This window comes from Micromonospora sp. bgisy143 (assembly GCF_057708145.1).
The window spans coordinates 68708-86106 of the sequence record NZ_JBYIRN010000021.1 but is presented as its reverse complement, the minus strand read 5'-3'; the positions used below and the strand labels follow the sequence as shown (position 1 = coordinate 86106).

Annotated in this window: 21 protein-coding genes and 1 tRNA gene; 15 read left to right on the top strand and 7 right to left on the bottom strand. The window is 73.1% G+C overall.

Going from position 1 to position 17399, the window contains the following annotated elements; all coding sequences use genetic code 11:
- Position 1: 1 nt before the first annotated feature.
- Positions 2-1270: an MFS transporter gene (locus tag AC3EN4_RS22890; protein WP_435207746.1), complete on the bottom strand. Its 1269-nt coding sequence runs from the start codon at positions 1268-1270 to the stop codon at positions 2-4.
- A gap of 50 nt (positions 1271-1320) precedes the next feature.
- On the opposite strand from AC3EN4_RS22890, the gene AC3EN4_RS22885 reads away from it, so the two are divergent.
- The 4 genes from AC3EN4_RS22885 (at position 1321) to AC3EN4_RS22870 (ending at position 3417) form a co-directional block, all read left to right on the top strand.
- Positions 1321-2016 carry a FadR/GntR family transcriptional regulator gene (locus AC3EN4_RS22885; protein WP_435207745.1) on the top strand — a complete coding sequence of 232 codons (696 nt, stop codon included), beginning with the start codon at positions 1321-1323 and terminating at the stop codon, positions 2014-2016.
- A 38-nt stretch (positions 2017-2054) separates the two neighbouring features.
- Complete coding sequence (gene mscL, locus AC3EN4_RS22880) at positions 2055-2528, top strand: large conductance mechanosensitive channel protein MscL (protein ID WP_435207744.1); 474 nt, start codon at positions 2055-2057, stop codon at positions 2526-2528.
- An 81-nt stretch (positions 2529-2609) separates the two neighbouring features.
- Positions 2610-2861 carry a hypothetical protein gene (locus AC3EN4_RS22875; protein WP_435207743.1) on the top strand — a complete coding sequence of 84 codons (252 nt, stop codon included), beginning with the start codon at positions 2610-2612 and terminating at the stop codon, positions 2859-2861.
- A gap of 187 nt (positions 2862-3048) precedes the next feature.
- The gene (locus AC3EN4_RS22870; RefSeq protein ID WP_421474041.1) at positions 3049-3417 is read left to right on the top strand and encodes a hypothetical protein; all 369 of its coding nucleotides are present in this window, start codon (positions 3049-3051) and stop codon (positions 3415-3417) included.
- Between the two features lie 85 nt (positions 3418-3502).
- On the opposite strand, the gene AC3EN4_RS22865 is transcribed toward AC3EN4_RS22870, so the two are convergent.
- Complete coding sequence (locus tag AC3EN4_RS22865) at positions 3503-4717, bottom strand: benzoate/H(+) symporter BenE family transporter (RefSeq protein ID WP_435207742.1); 1215 nt, start codon at positions 4715-4717, stop codon at positions 3503-3505.
- Positions 4718-4775: 58 nt separating this feature from the next.
- On the opposite strand from AC3EN4_RS22865, the gene AC3EN4_RS22860 reads away from it, so the two are divergent.
- Complete coding sequence (locus AC3EN4_RS22860; RefSeq protein ID WP_435207741.1) at positions 4776-5336, top strand: helix-turn-helix domain-containing protein; 561 nt, start codon at positions 4776-4778, stop codon at positions 5334-5336.
- Between the two features lie 7 nt (positions 5337-5343).
- Here the strand turns inward: AC3EN4_RS22860 and AC3EN4_RS22855 are convergent, their stop codons facing one another.
- Complete coding sequence (locus tag AC3EN4_RS22855) at positions 5344-6363, bottom strand: LuxR C-terminal-related transcriptional regulator (RefSeq protein ID WP_435207740.1); 1020 nt, start codon at positions 6361-6363, stop codon at positions 5344-5346.
- A gap of 62 nt (positions 6364-6425) precedes the next feature.
- Between AC3EN4_RS22855 and AC3EN4_RS22850 the strand changes: the two genes are divergently transcribed.
- The 7 genes from AC3EN4_RS22850 to AC3EN4_RS22820 all read left to right on the top strand — a co-directional run bounded on the left by AC3EN4_RS22850 (position 6426) and on the right by AC3EN4_RS22820 (position 12526).
- The gene (locus tag AC3EN4_RS22850; protein ID WP_422737778.1) at positions 6426-7145 is read left to right on the top strand and encodes a PP2C family protein-serine/threonine phosphatase; all 720 of its coding nucleotides are present in this window, start codon (positions 6426-6428) and stop codon (positions 7143-7145) included.
- Between the two features lie 104 nt (positions 7146-7249).
- Positions 7250-7588 (top strand): PadR family transcriptional regulator, encoded by a 339-nt coding sequence (locus AC3EN4_RS22845; RefSeq protein WP_422737777.1) that lies wholly within the window; start codon positions 7250-7252, stop codon positions 7586-7588.
- A complete protein-coding gene (locus AC3EN4_RS22840) occupies positions 7585-8430 on the top strand; it encodes an ATP-binding cassette domain-containing protein (RefSeq protein WP_435207739.1) in 846 nt (281 codons plus the stop codon). The genes AC3EN4_RS22845 and AC3EN4_RS22840 overlap by 4 nt, the downstream gene beginning before the upstream one ends.
- Positions 8427-9119 carry an ABC transporter permease gene (locus AC3EN4_RS22835; RefSeq protein ID WP_435207738.1) on the top strand — a complete coding sequence of 231 codons (693 nt, stop codon included), beginning with the start codon at positions 8427-8429 and terminating at the stop codon, positions 9117-9119. The genes AC3EN4_RS22840 and AC3EN4_RS22835 overlap by 4 nt, the downstream gene beginning before the upstream one ends.
- Before the next feature lie 53 nt (positions 9120-9172).
- Entirely contained in the window at positions 9173-10363 is a 1191-nt protein-coding gene (locus tag AC3EN4_RS22830) for a GNAT family N-acetyltransferase (protein ID WP_435207737.1), read from the top strand.
- Positions 10364-10486: 123 nt separating this feature from the next.
- The gene (locus AC3EN4_RS22825) at positions 10487-11236 is read left to right on the top strand and encodes a ZIP family metal transporter (RefSeq protein WP_435207736.1); all 750 of its coding nucleotides are present in this window, start codon (positions 10487-10489) and stop codon (positions 11234-11236) included.
- 111 nt (positions 11237-11347) lie between these two features.
- Positions 11348-12526, top strand: coding sequence for a hypothetical protein (locus AC3EN4_RS22820; RefSeq protein WP_435207778.1), 1179 nt, complete (start codon positions 11348-11350; stop codon positions 12524-12526).
- Positions 12527-12581: 55 nt separating this feature from the next.
- Here AC3EN4_RS22820 and AC3EN4_RS22815 read toward each other — a convergent pair whose 3' ends face one another.
- On the bottom strand, positions 12582-13664 hold the full coding sequence (locus AC3EN4_RS22815) for an NAD-dependent epimerase/dehydratase family protein (RefSeq protein WP_435207735.1): 1083 nt from the start codon (positions 13662-13664) through the stop codon (positions 12582-12584).
- Between the two features lie 213 nt (positions 13665-13877).
- Between AC3EN4_RS22815 and AC3EN4_RS22810 the strand changes: the two genes are divergently transcribed.
- From AC3EN4_RS22810 to AC3EN4_RS22800, 3 genes are all read left to right on the top strand, one after another.
- A tRNA-Lys gene (locus AC3EN4_RS22810) sits at positions 13878-13949 on the top strand.
- A gap of 72 nt (positions 13950-14021) precedes the next feature.
- Complete coding sequence (locus AC3EN4_RS22805) at positions 14022-14276, top strand: FitA-like ribbon-helix-helix domain-containing protein (RefSeq protein WP_435207734.1); 255 nt, start codon at positions 14022-14024, stop codon at positions 14274-14276.
- Positions 14273-14674, top strand: coding sequence for a type II toxin-antitoxin system VapC family toxin (locus AC3EN4_RS22800; RefSeq protein WP_435207733.1), 402 nt, complete (start codon positions 14273-14275; stop codon positions 14672-14674). Before AC3EN4_RS22805 ends, AC3EN4_RS22800 begins: the two co-directional genes overlap by 4 nt.
- 33 nt (positions 14675-14707) lie before the next feature.
- Here AC3EN4_RS22800 and AC3EN4_RS22795 read toward each other — a convergent pair whose 3' ends face one another.
- From AC3EN4_RS22795 to AC3EN4_RS22785, 3 genes are read right to left on the bottom strand one after another with little or no spacing between them, the layout of a single operon-like run.
- Positions 14708-15280: a hypothetical protein gene (locus tag AC3EN4_RS22795; protein WP_435207732.1), complete on the bottom strand. Its 573-nt coding sequence runs from the start codon at positions 15278-15280 to the stop codon at positions 14708-14710.
- Positions 15277-16599, bottom strand: coding sequence for a hypothetical protein (locus tag AC3EN4_RS22790; RefSeq protein ID WP_435207731.1), 1323 nt, complete (start codon positions 16597-16599; stop codon positions 15277-15279). Before AC3EN4_RS22790 ends, AC3EN4_RS22795 begins: the two co-directional genes overlap by 4 nt.
- On the bottom strand, positions 16596-17393 hold the full coding sequence (locus AC3EN4_RS22785; RefSeq protein WP_435207730.1) for an ATP-binding cassette domain-containing protein: 798 nt from the start codon (positions 17391-17393) through the stop codon (positions 16596-16598). Before AC3EN4_RS22785 ends, AC3EN4_RS22790 begins: the two co-directional genes overlap by 4 nt.
- Between the last annotated feature and the right edge of the window lie 6 nt (positions 17394-17399).

Genomic DNA, 17399 nt, shown 5'->3' with positions numbered 1-17399 from the left:
CCTACTCGTCCTCGACGTAGCGGGGACGGGCGATTGCCATGCCCGCCGCCGTCTGCACGGCGAGCGCGGCCAGCAGGAATCCGATGGGTGCCGTCCAGCCGCCGGTGATCTCGTAGAGGATGCCGACCGACAGCGGGCCGAGAGCGGCGATCACGTACCCGGTGCTCTGCGCGAAGGCCGAGAGCGCGACGGTCCCCTCGGCGGTGCGGGCGCGCAGGCCGATCGTGGTGAGGATCAGCGGGAACGCGCCCTGTCCGAGCGCCAGCAGGGTCACCCAGAGCAACGCGGCGCCGTGCGGTGCCAGCGCCAGCCCCAGGTAGGCCAGCGCCGACGCGCCGGTCAGGCCGAGCACCAGCGGCCGCAGGGTGGCGAGCCGACCGGCGAGGGTGGGCATCAGCAGCGCGATCGGCACGCCGAGCGCGGTCACCCCGGCGAGCAGCAGCCCAGCGGCCTCCGGCCGGTAGCCGGCATCGCGGAACAGCTGGGCCAGCCAGCCCATGATCGCGTACCCGCTGAGCGACTGCGCCCCGAAGTAGATCGCCATGGCCCAACCCAGCCGGGTCCGCGCCGGCCGGACCCGCGCGGCGACGGCCGCCGTCGGGGTCGCGCGCCGCGCGCCCCGGCGGGTCCGTAGCGCCAGCGGCACCCACGGGAGTACGGCCACCGCGGCCAGCCCGGCCCAGACCCCCAGCCCGGCCCGCCAGGACCCGAAGGCGTGCGCGATCGGCACGGCGCTGGCGGCGGCCACCGTCGTGCCCAGCGTCAACGCCATGGTGTACGCCCCGGTCACGAGGCCGGTCCGGTGACCGAAGTGCTGCTTGACCAGCATGGGCAGCAGGATGTTGGCGACCGCGATGCCGGCCAGCGCCAGCGCGCTGGTGAGCACGAAGATCCAGGCGGAGTCGGTGGCGGCCCGGAGCACCTGACCGACGGCCAGGGCGATCATGGCGACCACCAGCACCCGGGCCGGGGCCACCCGGCGGACCAGCCACGGGGTGAGCGCGCCGAGGCCGGCGAACGCGATGGTCGGCAGGGTGGTGACCAGCCCGGCCATGGCCCCGGAGAGCCCCAGCCCGTCGCGGATCTCGTCGAGCAGGGCGCCGAGGCTGGTGACCGCCATGCGCAGGTTCAGCGCCACCAGCAGCATCCCGACCAGCACCAGCGCGCCACCGGTCACCGGGTGCGTCCGCCGGGGCGCGGGTTCCCGCGTCGGGAGGGTGTCGACGACGGGTGCGGGCAGGGCCGGAGCGGCGGCGGCTGGCGGGGTCATGACCTCTAACCTACAATCATGGGATGAATTCTGGGCCGGTGATGTAACCAGTGCCACCGTCGGTCGATTCCCCCGCCGCGCAGCCGGCCGTGCCTCCCCGGGGGCACCGCGTCCGGCAGACCATCGAGCAGCTCCGGGCCCGGATCCTCGGCGGGGAGTGGCCGGTGGGTGGTCGCATCCCCACCGAGCCACAGCTGGTCGCCGCGCTGGGCGTCGGGCGCAACACGGTCCGCGAGGCCGTCCGCGCCCTCGTGCACGCCGGGGTACTGGAGTGCCGGCAGGGCTCCGGGACCTACGTGGTGTCCACCGACGAACTGGCCCCGGTGGTGGCCCGTCGACTGGGCGACGACCGGATGACCGAGGTCATCGAGGTACGCCGCGCCTTCGAGGTGGAGGCGGCCCGGCTCGCCGCGCTGCGTCGTACCCCGGAGGATCTGGCGGCGCTCGACGGCGCGCTCGCCGACCGCGAGGCGGCCTGGCGCGGCGGCCGGGTCGACGCGTTCGTGGAGGCCGACGCGGCCCTGCACGTCGCGGTGGTCGCCGCCGCGCACAACGCCATGCTCGCCGAGCTGTACGCCTCGGTCGGCGTCGCCCTGCGCAGCACCGTCGCCCAGGCGATGGGTGACGCGCTCACGCCCGAGCGCTACGTCGACCACACCCGGCTGGTCGAGGCGATCCGGGCCGGCGACGCGGGCCGGGCGGCGATCGAGGCCGGTGCTTTTCTGGAGCCGGTCGACGGGGCATAGGTTGTCCGCGACGGAAAACGGACACCTCGGGAGTACGGATGCTCAAGGGCTTCAAAGACTTCATCATGCGCGGCAACGTCGTCGACCTGGCGGTCGGTGTCGTCATCGGCGCCGCGTTCACCGGCGTGGTCACCCAACTCACCAAGTCGTTCCTCGACCCGCTCATCCGGGTCTTCGTGCTGCTCATCACCGGCAGCGACAAGGGCCTGGCCGGCACCGCCCCGGAGTTCCGCGGCATCGCGTTCGACTGGATCGCCTTCGTCAACGCGGTGATCACCTTCCTGCTCACCGCGGCGGCGCTCTACTTCCTGGTCGTCTACCCGATGAACCGGCTGGCCGAGCGGCGCAAGCGGGGCGAGGAGCCGCCGCCGGCCGCGCCCAGCGAGGAGGTCAAGCTGCTCACCGAGATCCGGGACGCCCTGGTCTCCGCCGGTCACACCACCCCGGGCCAGCAGCGCGGGGCGCTTGACGACGTGCTGGGTCGGCGCACCGAGCCGCCCGCGCCGCGCTGACCGGAGCGGATGCACATCGGCCCCTGCGGGATTCCCGCAGGGGCCGCATCTTCTCGTACGTGTGTTCGATAGAGTCCGGCCATGGAGCAGCGCAAGCACTGGTGGAACGGGAAGTGGGGGCGGCTGGCCCGGCGGGACGTCTTCCTCCGGGTGGACGCCGATCGGTGGCACGTCGAGCAGCGGGCCGGCGGCGCCGAGGGCATCTCCCGGTTCTACGAGTACGGCAGCGCGGACGAGGCCGAGGAGACGGTCCGGGCGCTGCTCGACGGCACGGACACCTGGCGGGAGCTGTCTCCCCGTCCGCCGGGCGGCTGGGCCCTTCCGAACGGCTGACCGAAGGCCGGACGGTGGCGCTGGACGGCCGCCACTGTTGCGCGCGGCTCGGGGGCGATGTCGCTTCTGGCGGTGATGACTCTGCGGCATATTTATGCCCGAGAGTCATCAGGCGCTCCGGGGTGGTCGCCTCCGGGCCGTCCGGCGATGGCGTTTAGTGACGCGCCGCCTCGGGAACCGCTGAGAAATGGACCAGCAGGACGAGCAGCAGGCGACCATCTCGCGGATCACCACCGGGATGCCGGTGATCGACGTCGCCGGCACCGAGATCGGCACCGTGGACCTCGTTCAGCGGGGCGACCCGAACGCGGTGACCGTGCAGACCCCGACCGCCGACCCGGGCAGCAGCCTGGACGAGCTGATCGAGGCGACGGCGGTCGAGGAGCCGGACGTGCCGGCCGACCTGGCGGCACGTCTGCTGCACACCGGCTACCTGAAGGTCTCCACCGAGTCGGCCGACGGTGCCGTGTACGTCCCGGCCGACCGGATCGGCTCGGTGGCCGACGGCCGGGTCCTCCTCGCCGTGGGCATGACCGACCTCCCTCGCGAGGAGTGACCCCGGCGCCCTGATCGACTCGGGTTCACGCGAACCGGGGCGTCACCGCGTCCCGGACACCCCGCCTTTCAGGAACCCGAGTGGATCAGGCCGGGAGCCGTGAGCTCTCCGGGGCGGGCGGGACGGGCGAGGGCGGGACGGGCGGGGCCGGGCGGCGGCGGAAGAGCAGCAGCATCAGGCAGCCGGCGATCAGCCCCCAGAACGCGCCCCCCACGCCGATCAGCGTCACTCCCGAGGCGGTCACCACGAAGGTGACCACGGCGGCCTCCCGGCCCTCGGGTTCGGTCACCGCCGCGGCGAGCGCGGTGGCGAGCGCGCCCAGCAGGGCCAACCCCGCGACGGCCTCGATGAGGATCGGCGGCGCGACCGCGACCAGGGCCGTGGCGACGCCCGCACCCAGCCCGAGCAGGGCGAGCCCGACGCCGGCGGTGACCGAGGCGACCCACCGACGGTCCGGATCCGGATGCGCGTCGGGGCCGGCGGCCAGCGCGGCGGTGATCGCCGCGAGGTTGACGGCGTGTCCGCCGGCCGGGGCGGCCAGCAGGCTGGCGAGCCCGGTGGCGCGGAGCGCGGCACCGAACGGCGGACGGTAGCCGTAGCCGACCAGCACCGCCATGCCGGGCACGTTCTGCGCCGCCATCGTGACCAGGAACAGCGGCAGGGCCAGTCCGACCAGCGCGGAGACGCTCCAGGCCGGCGCGGTCAGGGTGACCGACGGGATCAGCGCGGCACCGCTCAGCCCGGCCGGCGGCGCGGTCAGCGCGAGCGCCACCACGGCAACCAGCAGCGCCCCGGGCACCGTCCAGCGACGGGCGAACCGGTGCAGCAGCAACCAGCCGACCACCACCGGACCGGCCACCAGGGGCAGCTCGACCAGCGCCCGGACCGGTGCGGTGCACAGCGGCAGCAGCACCCCGGCGAGCATCGCGCCGGCCACCGGCTTGGGGATGGCGGCCACCGCCCGGCTCAGCGGCGGGAAGAGACCGGCCGCGACGATCAGCGCCCCGGAGACGAGGAAGGCGCCCACCGCGACCGGCCAGCCGCCGGGCGGCGGCCCGGTCGCCACCAGCAGCGCCGCACCCGGCGTGGACCAGGCGACGCTCATCGGAATCCGGTGCCGCCAGCCCAGCCAGGCGGCGGCGAGCCCGCACGCCACGCAGAGGGCGAGCAGGCCGGAGGCCGCCTGCGCGTCCGACGCGCCGACCGCCCGGAGCCCGGCCAGGACGACGGTGAACGAACTGGCGAAGCCGACCAGCGCGGTCACCACGCCGGCCAGTACCGGTTGCGCGCGCCCGCCCATGCCACCCACCCCCCGAGTGTTCCGTTTACGGAACGACAGTGTGTAGCACCATAGTCGGATGCCGCAGCCACCACCAGCGGGCCGTCCGGGCCTCGACGTGGACCCCGCCGTCGTCGGTCGGCGCGTACGCGCCCTGCGCGAGGAGCGGGGGATCTCGCTGTCCACACTGGCCCGGCTCGCCGGCATCGGGAAGGCGACCCTCTCCGGCCTGGAACACGGCACCCGCAACCCGACCCTGGAGACGCTCTGGGCGGTCACCGCGCAGCTCGGCGTACCGTTCACCGCCCTGCTGGCCGAGCCGACCCCCGGGCCGGTGGTACACGGCACCGCCGTCACCGCCACCCTGCTGGAGGTGTTCGACGACACCGACGCGACCTACGAGCTGTACCGGATGCGCGTCGCGCCGGGCGTCGTGCAGACGTCCCCCGCCCACCAGCCGGGCGTCACCGAACACATCACCGTGTTCGCCGGGGTGCTGCGCGCCGGACCGGCCGACGCGCCACTGACCGCCCCGGCCGGCGGTCACCTCCGGTGGGTCTCCGACGTGCCGCACACCTACGCGGCGGTGGGCGACGAGGAGGTCGCCGCGAGCCTGCTGCTGCGCTACCCCCGTCGCTGAACCCGGCTCAGTCCACCGGCGCGGGGACCGGCAACCGCCGGCGTACCGCCCAGAGCGCCACCTCGGTCCGCGACGCCGAGCCGGTCTTGCGCAGCAGGTTCGACACGTGCACGGTGACCGTACGCACCGAGATGCCGAGCGCCTTCGCCACCTGCTTGTTCGACATGCCGCCGACCAGGCAGCCCAGCACCTCGACCTCCCGGGCGGTCAGCTCCACCTCGACCGCCTCCACCGGGCCGACGGGCGTACGTGGCCCGGGCAGCCGCCGCAGCAGGGCGTCCGGCCCCTGACCGGCGTACGCGGCCAGCAGCTCGGTCAACGCGTACGGATTGCCGCCGGTGTGTCGCCAGACCGAGGTGACCAGCCGTTCGGAAGGGCTGTTCGCGTACACCTGGGTCAGCACCTCGGCGACCTCGGCCGGACGCAGTGGGCCCAGGTGCTGGCGGACGACGCCGCGTACCCCGCAGAGGCGGGCCAACGCGCGGCGGGTGAGGTCCGGGGCCACCGCGTCGGCGGCCGGCCGGCTGGCGACGACCAGCAGCGCCGGCAACTCGGCCACGGTGGCCAACTCACCGACCAGGTTGACGCTTGCCGGGTCGAGCGCGTGCAGGTCGTCCACGACCAGTACGGCAGGCCCGGCGCCGACCAGCAACTGGACGGTACGGACGGCGAGGCGCAGCAGGGTGCCCGGGGCGTACCGCTCGCGCGGCGCGGTGGGCTGCTGGGCGAGCCACGCCAGCGCGTCGGGCGGCAGGGCGAGCGAGCCGGTGTCGCGGCCGGTGAGCACCGCCGCCAACCAGTCGTACGGGGCCGGACCGTGCACCCGAGCGGCACCCGAGAGCACCACTGACGGACGCGGTGTGAGGGCGTCCACCGCGGCGGCGACCAGCAGACTCTTGCCCACGCCGGCCGCACCGGTGAGCACCGCGACGGTCGGCGCGCGGCGCTCGGCGGCCGCCACGGCGGACCACGCCCGGTCGAGCTCGGCGAGCTCGCCGGCGCGTCCGACCATGGACACCGGCATCATTTCTCAACCCTACGCAGTAGTGCGTAGAGACGAAGGCGGGGTGTTCTTGGCAAGCTGGCACCATGACGCTGATCCTCCGCTCGGCCATCCTCAACGACATCGGCCTGGTCCGCACCAACAACGAGGACTCGGCCCTCGCCGGTGACCGCCTGATCGCCGTCGCCGACGGCATGGGTGGCCTGCCCGCGGGTGAGGTGGCGAGCGAGATCGTGATCCGGATCCTGGACGAGCTGACCCCACCCACCGAACCGGACGCGGCCGCGGACGCCCTGCGTGCCGTGGTCAGCACCGCCAACCAGCGCATCCACGCCGCGATCACGGTGGACCCGGCGCGCGAGGGGATGGGCACCACGCTCACCGCCGCGCTGCTGGCCGGCGAGACGCTGGTGCTGGCCCAGGTCGGCGACTCCCGCTGCTACCTGCTGCGGGACGGGGAGCTGACCCAGCTCACCCGGGACGACACGTTCGTGCAGGCGCTCGTCGACCAGGGCACCCTCTCCCCCGACCAGGCGCGGCACCACCCGCAGCGCTCCCTGGTGACCCGGGCCGTGCAGGGCGCGGACACCCCGCCGGCGGTCGGTGTGCTCACCGTGGTGCCCGGCGATCGGCTGCTGCTGTGCAGTGACGGGCTCTCCGACTACGTCGAGGACGACGCCATCGCGGCGGCGCTGGGCATGTACGCCGACCGCCAGCAGTGCGGCGAGCAGTTGGTGAAGCTGGCCCACCACGCCGGCGCGCCGGACAACGTGACCGTCGTCGTCTCGGACGTCACCACCCGCTGATCCGGTCCGGCCCGCTCGACGGTCCCACCGGGACCGCCGGTCGGATCCGGCCCGGCTCGACTAGATGGTTGTGCCATCTAGGTTGCGGCGCTAGTGTCCCGGCTGTGGATTCCGACCGGCGCGGGCAGTGGCTGCGAGGGGTGCTCGACATCTGCGTCCTGGCCCTGTTGGCCGAACGCGAGTCCTACGGCTACCAACTCGCCCAGGCGCTCGACGCGGCGGGCGTCGGGCCGATCCAGGGCGGCACGCTCTACCCCGTCCTGCTGCGCCTGCAGAAGACCGGTCTGGTGACCGCCCAGTGGCGGGAGGGCACCGCCGGGCCCGCTCGCAAGTACTACCGGCTCACCGACGACGGGCAGGTGGCACTGCGCGAGGGCGGCAGCGCCTGGCTCACCTTCGTGCGGCCGGTGAACGACATCGTCACGAAGGGGGTTGCCGGGTGAACGCTGACGACTGGCTCCGGACATTCGCCGCCGAGCTGCACCAGCGCCGGGTCGCGGCGGACGCCGCCCGGCACGTGGTCGCCGAGGCCGCCACACACCTGCGCGACTCCGGCGGCGACCCCTGGATCGTCTTCGGCCCACCCCAGCAGTACGCGGGCGCGATCGTGGAGAGCATCGGCACCGCGCCCGGGCCGCGCCCCGGACCGGTCCGGCTGCACGCGGCGGGCATCACCAAGCGGTACGGCCGGCAGACGGTGCTGCGGGACGTCGCACTGACCGTCCGGGCCGGACAGATCGCGGCGGTGGTCGGCGCGAACGGCTGCGGCAAGAGCACCTTCCTACGGATCTGCGCCGGGCTGATGTCACCCGACGCCGGTGAGGTGACCGTCAGCGGGCGGCTCGGCTTCTGCCCGCAGTCCGGCGGCACCGCCGACTTCCTGCTCGCCGACGAGCACTTCGTGCTGGTCGGCGCCGGCCAGGGCATCGCCCGTGGACCGGCCCGCCGCGCCGGCCGGGCGGCGGCCCGACAGCTGGGCTGGGAGGCGGGCGGCGCCGTGCAGGCCCGGCATCTCTCCGGTGGCACCCGGCAGAAGCTCAACCTGACCATCTCCACCCTCAGCGAGCCGGACGTCCTGCTGCTCGACGAGCCGTACCAGGGCTTCGACCAGGGCACCTACGTCAACTTCTGGGACCAGCTCAGCCGGTTGCGGGACGAGGGCGCCGCGATCGTCGTGGTGACCCACCTGCTCAACCAACTCGACCGGGTGGACACCGTGCTCGACCTGACCCCGGCACACCAGTCCGGGCGGGTCGCGCCCGGTGTTCGAGGAGGCCGCCCGTGAACAGGCTCGTCACCGTCGCCGAGATGACGCTGCGGGAACTGCTGCGGCGGCGGGGCGTACTCCTGCTGCTGTTGTTGATGCCGTTGACCTTCTACATGATCCGGCGGGACGCGTACCTCGGGCAGTCGGTCCGGTCGCTGCTGCTCGGAGTGTGCTGGGCGGTGAGCACCGCGGCGCTCTTCGCGACCACCGCGGCGCGGGAGTTGGAGCCGAGGCTCCGGCTGGCCGGCTACCGTCCGCACCACCTCTACCTCGGCCGGATGGTCGGCCTGTGGGCGGTGGGGCTCGTCATCGCCGTACCCTTCTTCCTCCTGCCGATGCTCGACGGCGCGGACCTGCGCTACGGCGGCCTGGTCGCGGCGCTGCTGTGCTGCGTCGCGGTGGCGGCGCCGTTCGGGATGCTGATCGGCACGCTGCTGCCCCGCGAGATGGAGGGGACGCTGCTGCTGCTCACGGTGGTGACCGTGCAGATGCTCATCGACCCGGCCGAGTCGGGGGCGAGGTTGACGCCGTTCTGGTCGAGCCGGGAGATCGCGACCTGGGCGGTGGACCACACCGACGACGGTTACCTGACCCGGGGTGTGCTGCACGGCCTCACCGTCACCGCCCTGCTGGTCGTCGGCGTGGCCGCCGTGGCCAGTGTGCGGTTGCGCCGCCGCCGGCACCTGCGCCACCTGCCCGTCGGCTGAGCGGATCCGGCAATCCGGTTGCTGCCGGCTGCCGGGCGGGTTGAGATGGGCGGATGACCATCCGCCGGGTGACCGCCGACGACCGTCTCACCACGAGTTTCCCGCTGGCCGCGTACGCGTTCGAGGCGTCACCGCTGACTGCCGCGCGGGTCGAGCAGTTCCGGGACTACCTGCCCTACAACGAGGGCAACACGACGCTCACCGTCGAGGAGGACGGCACCACGCTGGCCGCCGTCTCGGCCATTCCGATGCGGCAGAACCTGCGCGGGGTGGTGCTGCCGATGGCCGGTGTCGCCGGGGTGGCCACCCATCCGCTGGCCCGCCGGCAGGGGCACGTACGGACGCTGCTGCAGCGACTGCTCGACGAGATGCGAGACGAGGGGCACCCGCTCAGCGCGCTCTACCCGTTCCGGCCCAGCTTCTACGCCCGGTTCGGCTACCTGGGGCTGCCCAAGCCGCGTACGGTCTCGTTCAACCCGGCCGACCTCGGGCCGCTGCTGCGCGCCGAACTGCCCGGCGAGGTGGGCTGGGAGCGGATCGGGGCGGGCTACCCGGCGTGGCGGGCGTTCACCGAGCGTTGCCTACGGGACCGGCACGGCTTCTCGCTCTTCCCGGACTACCGCGCCGTCGGGCTGCGTGACCGCGACGAGCACTGGCTGCTCACCGCCCGGGTGGACGGCGAGGTGACCGGCGCGGTCACCTACCGGATCGATGAGTACGGCGGCACGCTGCACGGCAACGAACTGCTCGCCACCGACCCGCTCGCCCGGATGCTGCTGTTGCAGTTTCTCGCCCGGCACGTCGACCAGGTCGAGCGGGTCAGCCTCCAGGTGCCGCCGGACGAGCTGCCCGAGCTGTGGCTCACCGACCTGGACGTGCACGTCGAGGCGCGGGCGGGCCGTCCCGGGGCGTCCGCGCCGATGGCTCGGCTGCTGTCGCTGGACGCGTTGCACGGGCTGCCCGCCGGGCAGGGTCGGGTACGCGTGGAGCTGACCGGGGACCGGTGGCTGGCCGGCACCCACCTGCTGGACGGCACGAGCGGCACCCTGGAGGTCACGGACGCCGGCAGCGGTCCGGTGCCGACCGCGACGCTCACCGCGGCCGGGCTCTCCGCCCTGGCGTACGGGGTGCTGGATCCGTCCGAGCTGCCGTTGCGCGGGCTGGGCGAGGTGCCGGTCGACGCCGCCGCCGAGCTGCGCGGCATCTTCCCGCGGGCGGTGCCGTACCTCTTCGCCGACTTCTGAACACGGTTCGCCGCCCCCGCCGCACGGTTTGCCGCCCCCACCGCACGGTTCACCGCCCCCGCACGGTTCGCCGCCCCCGCCGCACGGTTTGCCGCCCCCGCCGCACGGGGTACGGTCCCGGGAATGCCGGAGTGGTTGCAGGCGGGCGGATGGGGACTGCTGGCCGGGTCGGCGCTGCTGATCGGGGCGGCGGTCGGCTGGTTCGCACGGGTACCCCAGCGGCTCATCGCGTCGGTCATGGCGTTCGGCGCGGGCGTGCTGCTCTCCGCCGTCTCGTACGAGCTGATCGAGGTCGCGCACGACCAGGGCGGCATGCTGCCCACCGTGATCGGCGCGGCCGGCGGCGCGGGCGCGTACACCCTCGCCAACGTGGGCCTCGCCCGGCGCGGCGCGCGGAACCGCAAGCGCTCGGGTGGTCAGCAGCCCTCCGAGGGTGAGCACCCCGGCTCCGGGTCGGCCATCGCCGTCGGAGCGCTGCTGGACGGCGTACCCGAATCGGTGGTGATCGGCGCGAGCCTGCTGGCCGGCGGCGCGGTCAGCCTGGTCACGGTCGTCGCGGTGTTCCTCAGCAACATCCCGGAGGGGCTGTCCAGCGCGGCCGGCATGCGCCAGGCCGGCCGGACCCGCCGGTACGTGTTCCTGCTCTGGACCGGGATCGCGCTGATCAGCGGACTCGCCGCACTGGTCGGCAACACGCTGCTGGGCGGCGCGCCACCGGAGGCGCTGGCCGCCATCACCGCGCTGGCCGCCGGGGCGATCCTCGCCATGATCACCGACACCATGGTCCCGGAGGCGTTCGAGGACGCCCACCTACTGGTCGGCCTCATCACGGTCGCCGGCTTCCTGACCGCGTTCGCCCTCTCCCACGCCTGACCGGGCCGCGCTGACCATCGCCGGGTGGCGTTGCGTTGCTTAGCAGCGGATTAAGCCGGCACGGCGGATTCGGCGGCGTGGCGTCACGGCTCCTAGAGTCACGGGGTGCGCATGACGTCGCTTGCCGCTCTGCTCGTCCTCGGTGTCGCCACCGCTACCCTGCCGGCCTGCGGGTCCACCGATCCTGCGCCGGCCGGCGCGTCGGCCACCCCCGAGGCCACGCCGGACGCTCTCTCGACCGGCGACCAGGGTGTCGCAGCGGCGGGCCGGGACGGTCTCGGTGGCCCCGGGGCCAGCACGAGCCCGAAGCCGACCACCCCGGCCGCCAAGGCACTCGCGGCCGGCAATCCGAACGGCCACGCGAGCGTGCCCGCCGAGGCCCGGGCCGTGGACACCGCCAAGCCGACCCGGACGGTCGGTACCGGCACCCCGGCGAGCTGCACCTCCGCGGCCGTGGTGAAGGCCGTCGCCGCCGGCGGGATCATCACGTTCGACTGTGGACCGGCTCCGGTGACGATCAAGATGGCCGCGACCGCGAAGGTCCGCAACGCCAACGGGCCGAAGGTCGTGCTGGACGGCGGCGGCAAGGTCACGCTCAGCGGCCAGGGGCAGCGCCGCATCCTCTACATGAACACCTGCGACGAGGCCCAGGGCTGGACCACCTCGCACTGCCAGAACCAGGACCACCCGCAGCTCACCGTGCAGAACCTGACCTTCGCCGACGGCAACTCGACCGGCGACAGGGCCGAGGGTGGCGGCGGTGGCGCGATCTTCGTACGCGGCGGGCGGCTCAAGATCGTCAACTCACGCTTCGTCCACAACCGCTGCGACCGGACCGGCCCGGACCTGGGTGGGGCGGCCGTGCGGGTACTGAGCCAGTACGAGAACAAGCCGGTGTACGTGGTGAGCAGCACCTTCGACGGCGGCTCCTGCTCCAACGGAGGGGCGTTGAGCAGCATCGGTGTGTCGTGGACGGTGCTGAACAGTCTGCTGCGGAACAACGAGGCGATCGGCAACGGCGCCAATCCCGCCAAGTCGGGTACGCCCGGCGGCGGCAGCGGCGGCGCGATCTACTGCGACGGCAACGAGTTCGCCGTCCGCATCGCCGGCACGGTCATCGAGAACAACAAGGCCAACGAGGGCGGCGGCGCGATCTTCTTCGTCAGCAACAACCGCACCGGCACCATGAAGATCGAAAGCTCGACCCTGCGCCGCAACCCCAGCGGCAAGTTCGAGACGCCCGGCCACCCCGGCATCTTCTTCCTGGGCGCAAGCCTTTCGGCGCGGTGATCAAGAGGTTCGCGTCAGATCTCGTCCGTCTGGTGACGCGAACCTCTTGATCACCTCAGTAGGGGTTGCCCTGGCCCGGGGGGTTGCCCGCCAGGAGGCCGGTGGGGCGGCCGGGTTGGTGGGACGCCGCCGACAAGGGCGGGCTGGGGGTGTGTTCGCCACCGGCCATGCCGGCGAACAGCTCCTTCAGCGCGGTCAACGCGTCGATCCTGGGTGTCCAGCCCAGCTCGGTCTCCGCCCGCTCGCTGGACATCAGCGGCGCGTTCAGGCCCAGCTCGACCCAGCCCGCGTCGACCGGTTGCAGCCGCGCCCGCCACGTCAGCGCTGCCGCCACCCGCAGCACCGGCGCCGCGACCGGCACCGTCCAACCGTGGAAGTGCCGGGCCACCAGCTCCGGGGTCAGCACCGGGTCCGCGGCGACATTGAAAGCGCCGCGCGCATCACCCAGCACCGCCCTGGCGTACGCGTCAGCCACATCGTCGGCATGCACCGCCTGCATCCGCAGCCGCCGGTTGGTGGGTACGAGCGGAATCCGACCGAAGCGCAGCAGCCGTACCGGCGCGAACGGGCCGAGAAAGTAGCGGGTGATCTCCACACCGGCGTCCCTCTGGAAGATCAGCCCCGGTCGCAGCCGTACCACCCGCAACGCCGGATGGTCCCGCTCCAACCCGTCCAGCAGTGCCTCGACCTCCGCCTTGTGCTCGCTGTACGACGAGCCGGACACTCCGGTGGCGGGCCACCGCTCGCTGATCGGATGGTCCTTCGGCCCGGGCGCGTACGTGCCGACCGACGACGCGTACACCAGCGCCGGCACCCCGGCCCGCACCACCGCGTCGAACACCGCCCGACTGCCGTCGACGTTGGTCCGCCGCAAGATCCGCTGATCATGACTGGGCTGGATCTGCCAGGCCAGGTGCACCACCGCGTCCGCCCCCGCGAAGATCTCGGCCAACTGGCCCGGGGCCCCCGGCGCACCGACGTCGCAGGAGTGCCACTCCACCTGGTCGTACGGCGTACCGGCGTCCGGGCCGGGCAACCGCCGGGCCACCCCGGCCAGCTCCACCCCGCGCTCCCGGCGCAGCCGCCGCAGCACCGCCGTACCGACGTTGCCACTCGCCCCCACCACCACGATCCGCATGTCCGACCCGGTACCCGCCCAGCAGGCCCTCAACCGCCGTCCGACCCGACGTGAGCTGCGTGATCGACTCGCCTTCGCGGAAGTCGGGGTATCCCGGCCGCCCGGATGCCCCGCCTTCCTGGAAGTCGAGTTGATCACGTCGCTGGCGAGGCATCGACGGCTGGCCGGAAGCCGAGAGCCGGCATCGTTGACTGTCAGGTAACCTGAGCGCGCGGGCCGCTAGCTCAATGGCAGAGCTGTGGACTTTTAATCCATAGGTTCAGGGTTCGAGTCCCTGGCGGCCCACTCTCCCACAGGCCAATAGGCCGCTCGCGGTTCTTCCTGATGAGCGAGTGATGCTGCATGCATAATAAATGCATGGTTGCGCTGCAGATTCGGGACGTGCCGGAGGAAGTACGAGACGCCCTGGCGGCGCAGGCCAAGGCGCGCGGACAGTCACTCCAGGCGTACCTGCTGGATCTGGTGGAGACGCAGGCTCGGCGGCTGCGTAACACGGCTATCCTTGATCACTTCGCCGGCCGGTCTGATGGTGCTCGTTCCCTGCCAGGGGAGAGCGCGGCCGAGTTGGACGACCAGCGGGAGCAGCGCGGACCATGGGGTAGCGCTGCATGATCGTCGTGGACGCGTCGGTTCTGGCCGATGCCCTGGTCGACGACGGACCGGTCGGCGACGCGGCGCGAACGGAGCTGACCGCAGATCCACACTGGGCCGCACCAAGCCATCTCCTGGTCGAGGTCATGTCGGTGATCAGGGGCAAGGTTCTCGGCGGGAAGCTGGGCCTTGCCCGGGCTCAGGAGGCGATCGGCACCCTGCCTTCGTTGGTTGTCGATGAGGTTGCCATTGCCATGCTGGTCGACCGGATGTGGCAGTTGCGGGGAAATGTCACGGCGTACGACGCTGCTTACGTCGCGGCGGCGGAGCTGTTGGCCTGCCCACTCGTGACCGGTGATGGTCGGCTCGCCAAGGCCAGCGGCGTCCGCTGCGAGTTCCGGCTGCTCGCGGTGTCCTGAGCGCCGGCGATCAAACGGGAATCGATTACGCCGTCAGTCGCGGCGGGCGGCGCCGCGCAACCCGTACGCCACAAGGCCCGTCACCGCCAGGACGGCCGCGACCACGGCCGCCGACCGGCTGGTGTGGGGTTGGCCGGGCCAGGTGGCGAGCGCGCCCCACGTGCTCGTCTGCGGGAACATGGCGGCGGTGATCGCCCAGCCCACGGGGAGGAACCAGGCGCGGGCCGCGCCCACGACCGTCGCGCACAGCGCGGTGAGGCCGAGCAGGCCGGCCGCGTCGCGGACCACCAGCGCGACGGGGCCGAACCGGGCGCCGGTGGGCTGGGTGGCGAGCAGCACGACGAGTACGACCGCCAGCGCGCCCAGCAGGTGCAGGAGCCGACGCCACGGCCAGTGCAGTGCGGCGGTGCGTTCCAGGTCTTCGTCGGGGGCGGCCAGCGTGGTCGACAGGACCGCCACCATCAGCGTGACGGCCAGTACGACGAGCAGGAGGATGACGTCGCGCTCGGTGGACAGCGTCAGCCACAGCGCCCAGATCAGGGCGGCGGCGCCGACGGAGGCGGCAAGTGCCAGGGGTACGCGTCGTGCGCGCAGGTACAGGATCATCGCGACAGGAGTCCGGTGGGGTTCTGGCAGGCCAGGATCGCGTCCCGTACCGCCGTCACGCGGGCGATCGCCTCCGGCGCGGGCAGCTTCTGGAGGTCCCGCCACAGGGCTACCGCCTCGGCGTTGAGCTGCGGATCCTCCTCGATCATCCCGGGGATGACACCGACGTCGGAGACCGGCTCGCGGCCGAGCAGGTGGTAGGCGGCGGCCCGTTCGACGGCGCCGTCGCGCTCGCAGTCGAGGTTGCCGTACCCGGTGCCCAGGCCGAACACCATCTCGGGCACCACGGCGGCGGGGTGGGCCAGGCCGCCGTGTTCGTCGATCCGGACGGTGATCGTGACGACCGCAGGGTCACGGGCGGGCAGGTCCTCGCTGAGGTAGGCCCGGGTGTCCTCGTGTGCCTGCGTGGGGGCGTTCGGCATCTTGGCGAGGGCGGCCAGCCCTTGGCGGGCGAGCGGGGTCAGCGCGTCCAGCACGTTCGCGTTGACCCGGGTGACGCAGACCTTCGGCGCGTCGTCGGTGCAGACGAGTTCACGGGCCACGGGGTCGATCGGTGCGACGAGGCTGGCCTCGTCGCGGGGGACCAGCGCCGTCGCGACGCCGAAGCCGAGCAGCACCGGCAGGGCGGCGGCCGTCGCGGTCCGTGGACCCTGCGCAACCAGCAGGAGTACGCCGGTCAGCGCGAGCCCGCCCATGAAGATGGCGAGTGCGGCGGTGACCCGCGGGTCGATGGTCTGGAACGGGTAGAACGGGCTGCTGCCGTACGCGGGGGACAGGATCGCGCCCATCCAGTCGGGCCGCATGACCGCGGTGAAGAAGACCAGCAGCACACCGGCCACGGCGAGCACCGGCGCGGTCACCAGAGCGGGCAGCAGCCGCCCGATGCCCAGGCCGAGCCACGCCGCCGCGACCAGGGAGAACGCGCCGACCAGCGTGATGGCGACGACGTCCGGCGGGAAGTACGCGGCCGTGGACGCGATCCGCATGCCGCCCGCGCCGACCACCAGCAGGAACGCGAGCCCGAGCGTGGCGCCCATCGCGACGAGGACCGGCAGCATCCGGCGGGCGCGGGACCGGGGTGTGCTGGTGAACAGTTCCCCGACCTTGGCCCGGTGTTCGCGGCGGCCCTGCCACGCGCCAGCGGCGAGGGCGATCGGCCAGAGCAGGAGCAGGTACTCCTTGATGGTCAGCGTGAGCGACATCCACCCCTCCGACCAGCGGCCCGGGGCGAGGTAGAGGGCGGCGACGCCGACCGCCACCGCGAGCAGTGCGGCGCCGGCCGCGGCGGAGCGCCGGAGTTCGATCCGCAGCGCACTCATCGGCCGGCCTCCTCGTGACGGCGGAGCAGCGCCGAGTAGCCGCGTTCGGCGGGGCTGTCGCCCGGGTGGCGCTCGTCGCCCTCGGCGGCCAGACCGGCGGGCATGCCCTGCCACACCAAGCGACCCTCGTTGATCAGCACCACCTCGGTGCAGGCGGCGACCACGTCCTCGACGAGGTGGGTGGAAACCAGCACGCAGGCGTCCGTACCCAGGTCGCGCAGCAGCTCACGCAGGTCGAGGCGCTGCTCGGGGTCGAGACCGACGGTCGGCTCGTCCAGCAGCAGCACCCGTGGATCGTTGACGATGGCCTGGGCGACGCCGGCGCGGCGCAGCATCCCGCCGGAGAGGGTCCGGAGCTTGGCGTCGGCCTTGGCGCTGAGCCCGACCCGGTCGATGGCGCGCTGCGTGGCCGCCGGGATGTCGGCCTTCGGCATCTCCTTCAACCAGGCCAGGTACGACACGAACTCCCGCACGGTGAACCGCGGGTAGTAGCCGAAGTGCTGCGGCAGGTAGCCCAACGAACGCCGTACCTGGCGCAGGTCGGCACGGCCGTCCACCGAACTGCCGAGCAGGGTGAGCCGCCCTCCGGCGGGTTTGATCACGGTGGCCAACGCACGCATCAACGTCGTCTTGCCCGCCCCGTTGCGCCCCAACAGGCCGTGCACCCCGGCGGCCAGGCTCAGGTCGAGCCCGTCGACGGCCAGGTGCCGGCCGGCCCGTACCTTCAGCGCCTCGGCCTGAATGGCCCAGGGGTGGATGGTGGTGGCCGTCTCGGCCAGGCTCACCGCTCGCATGATTGT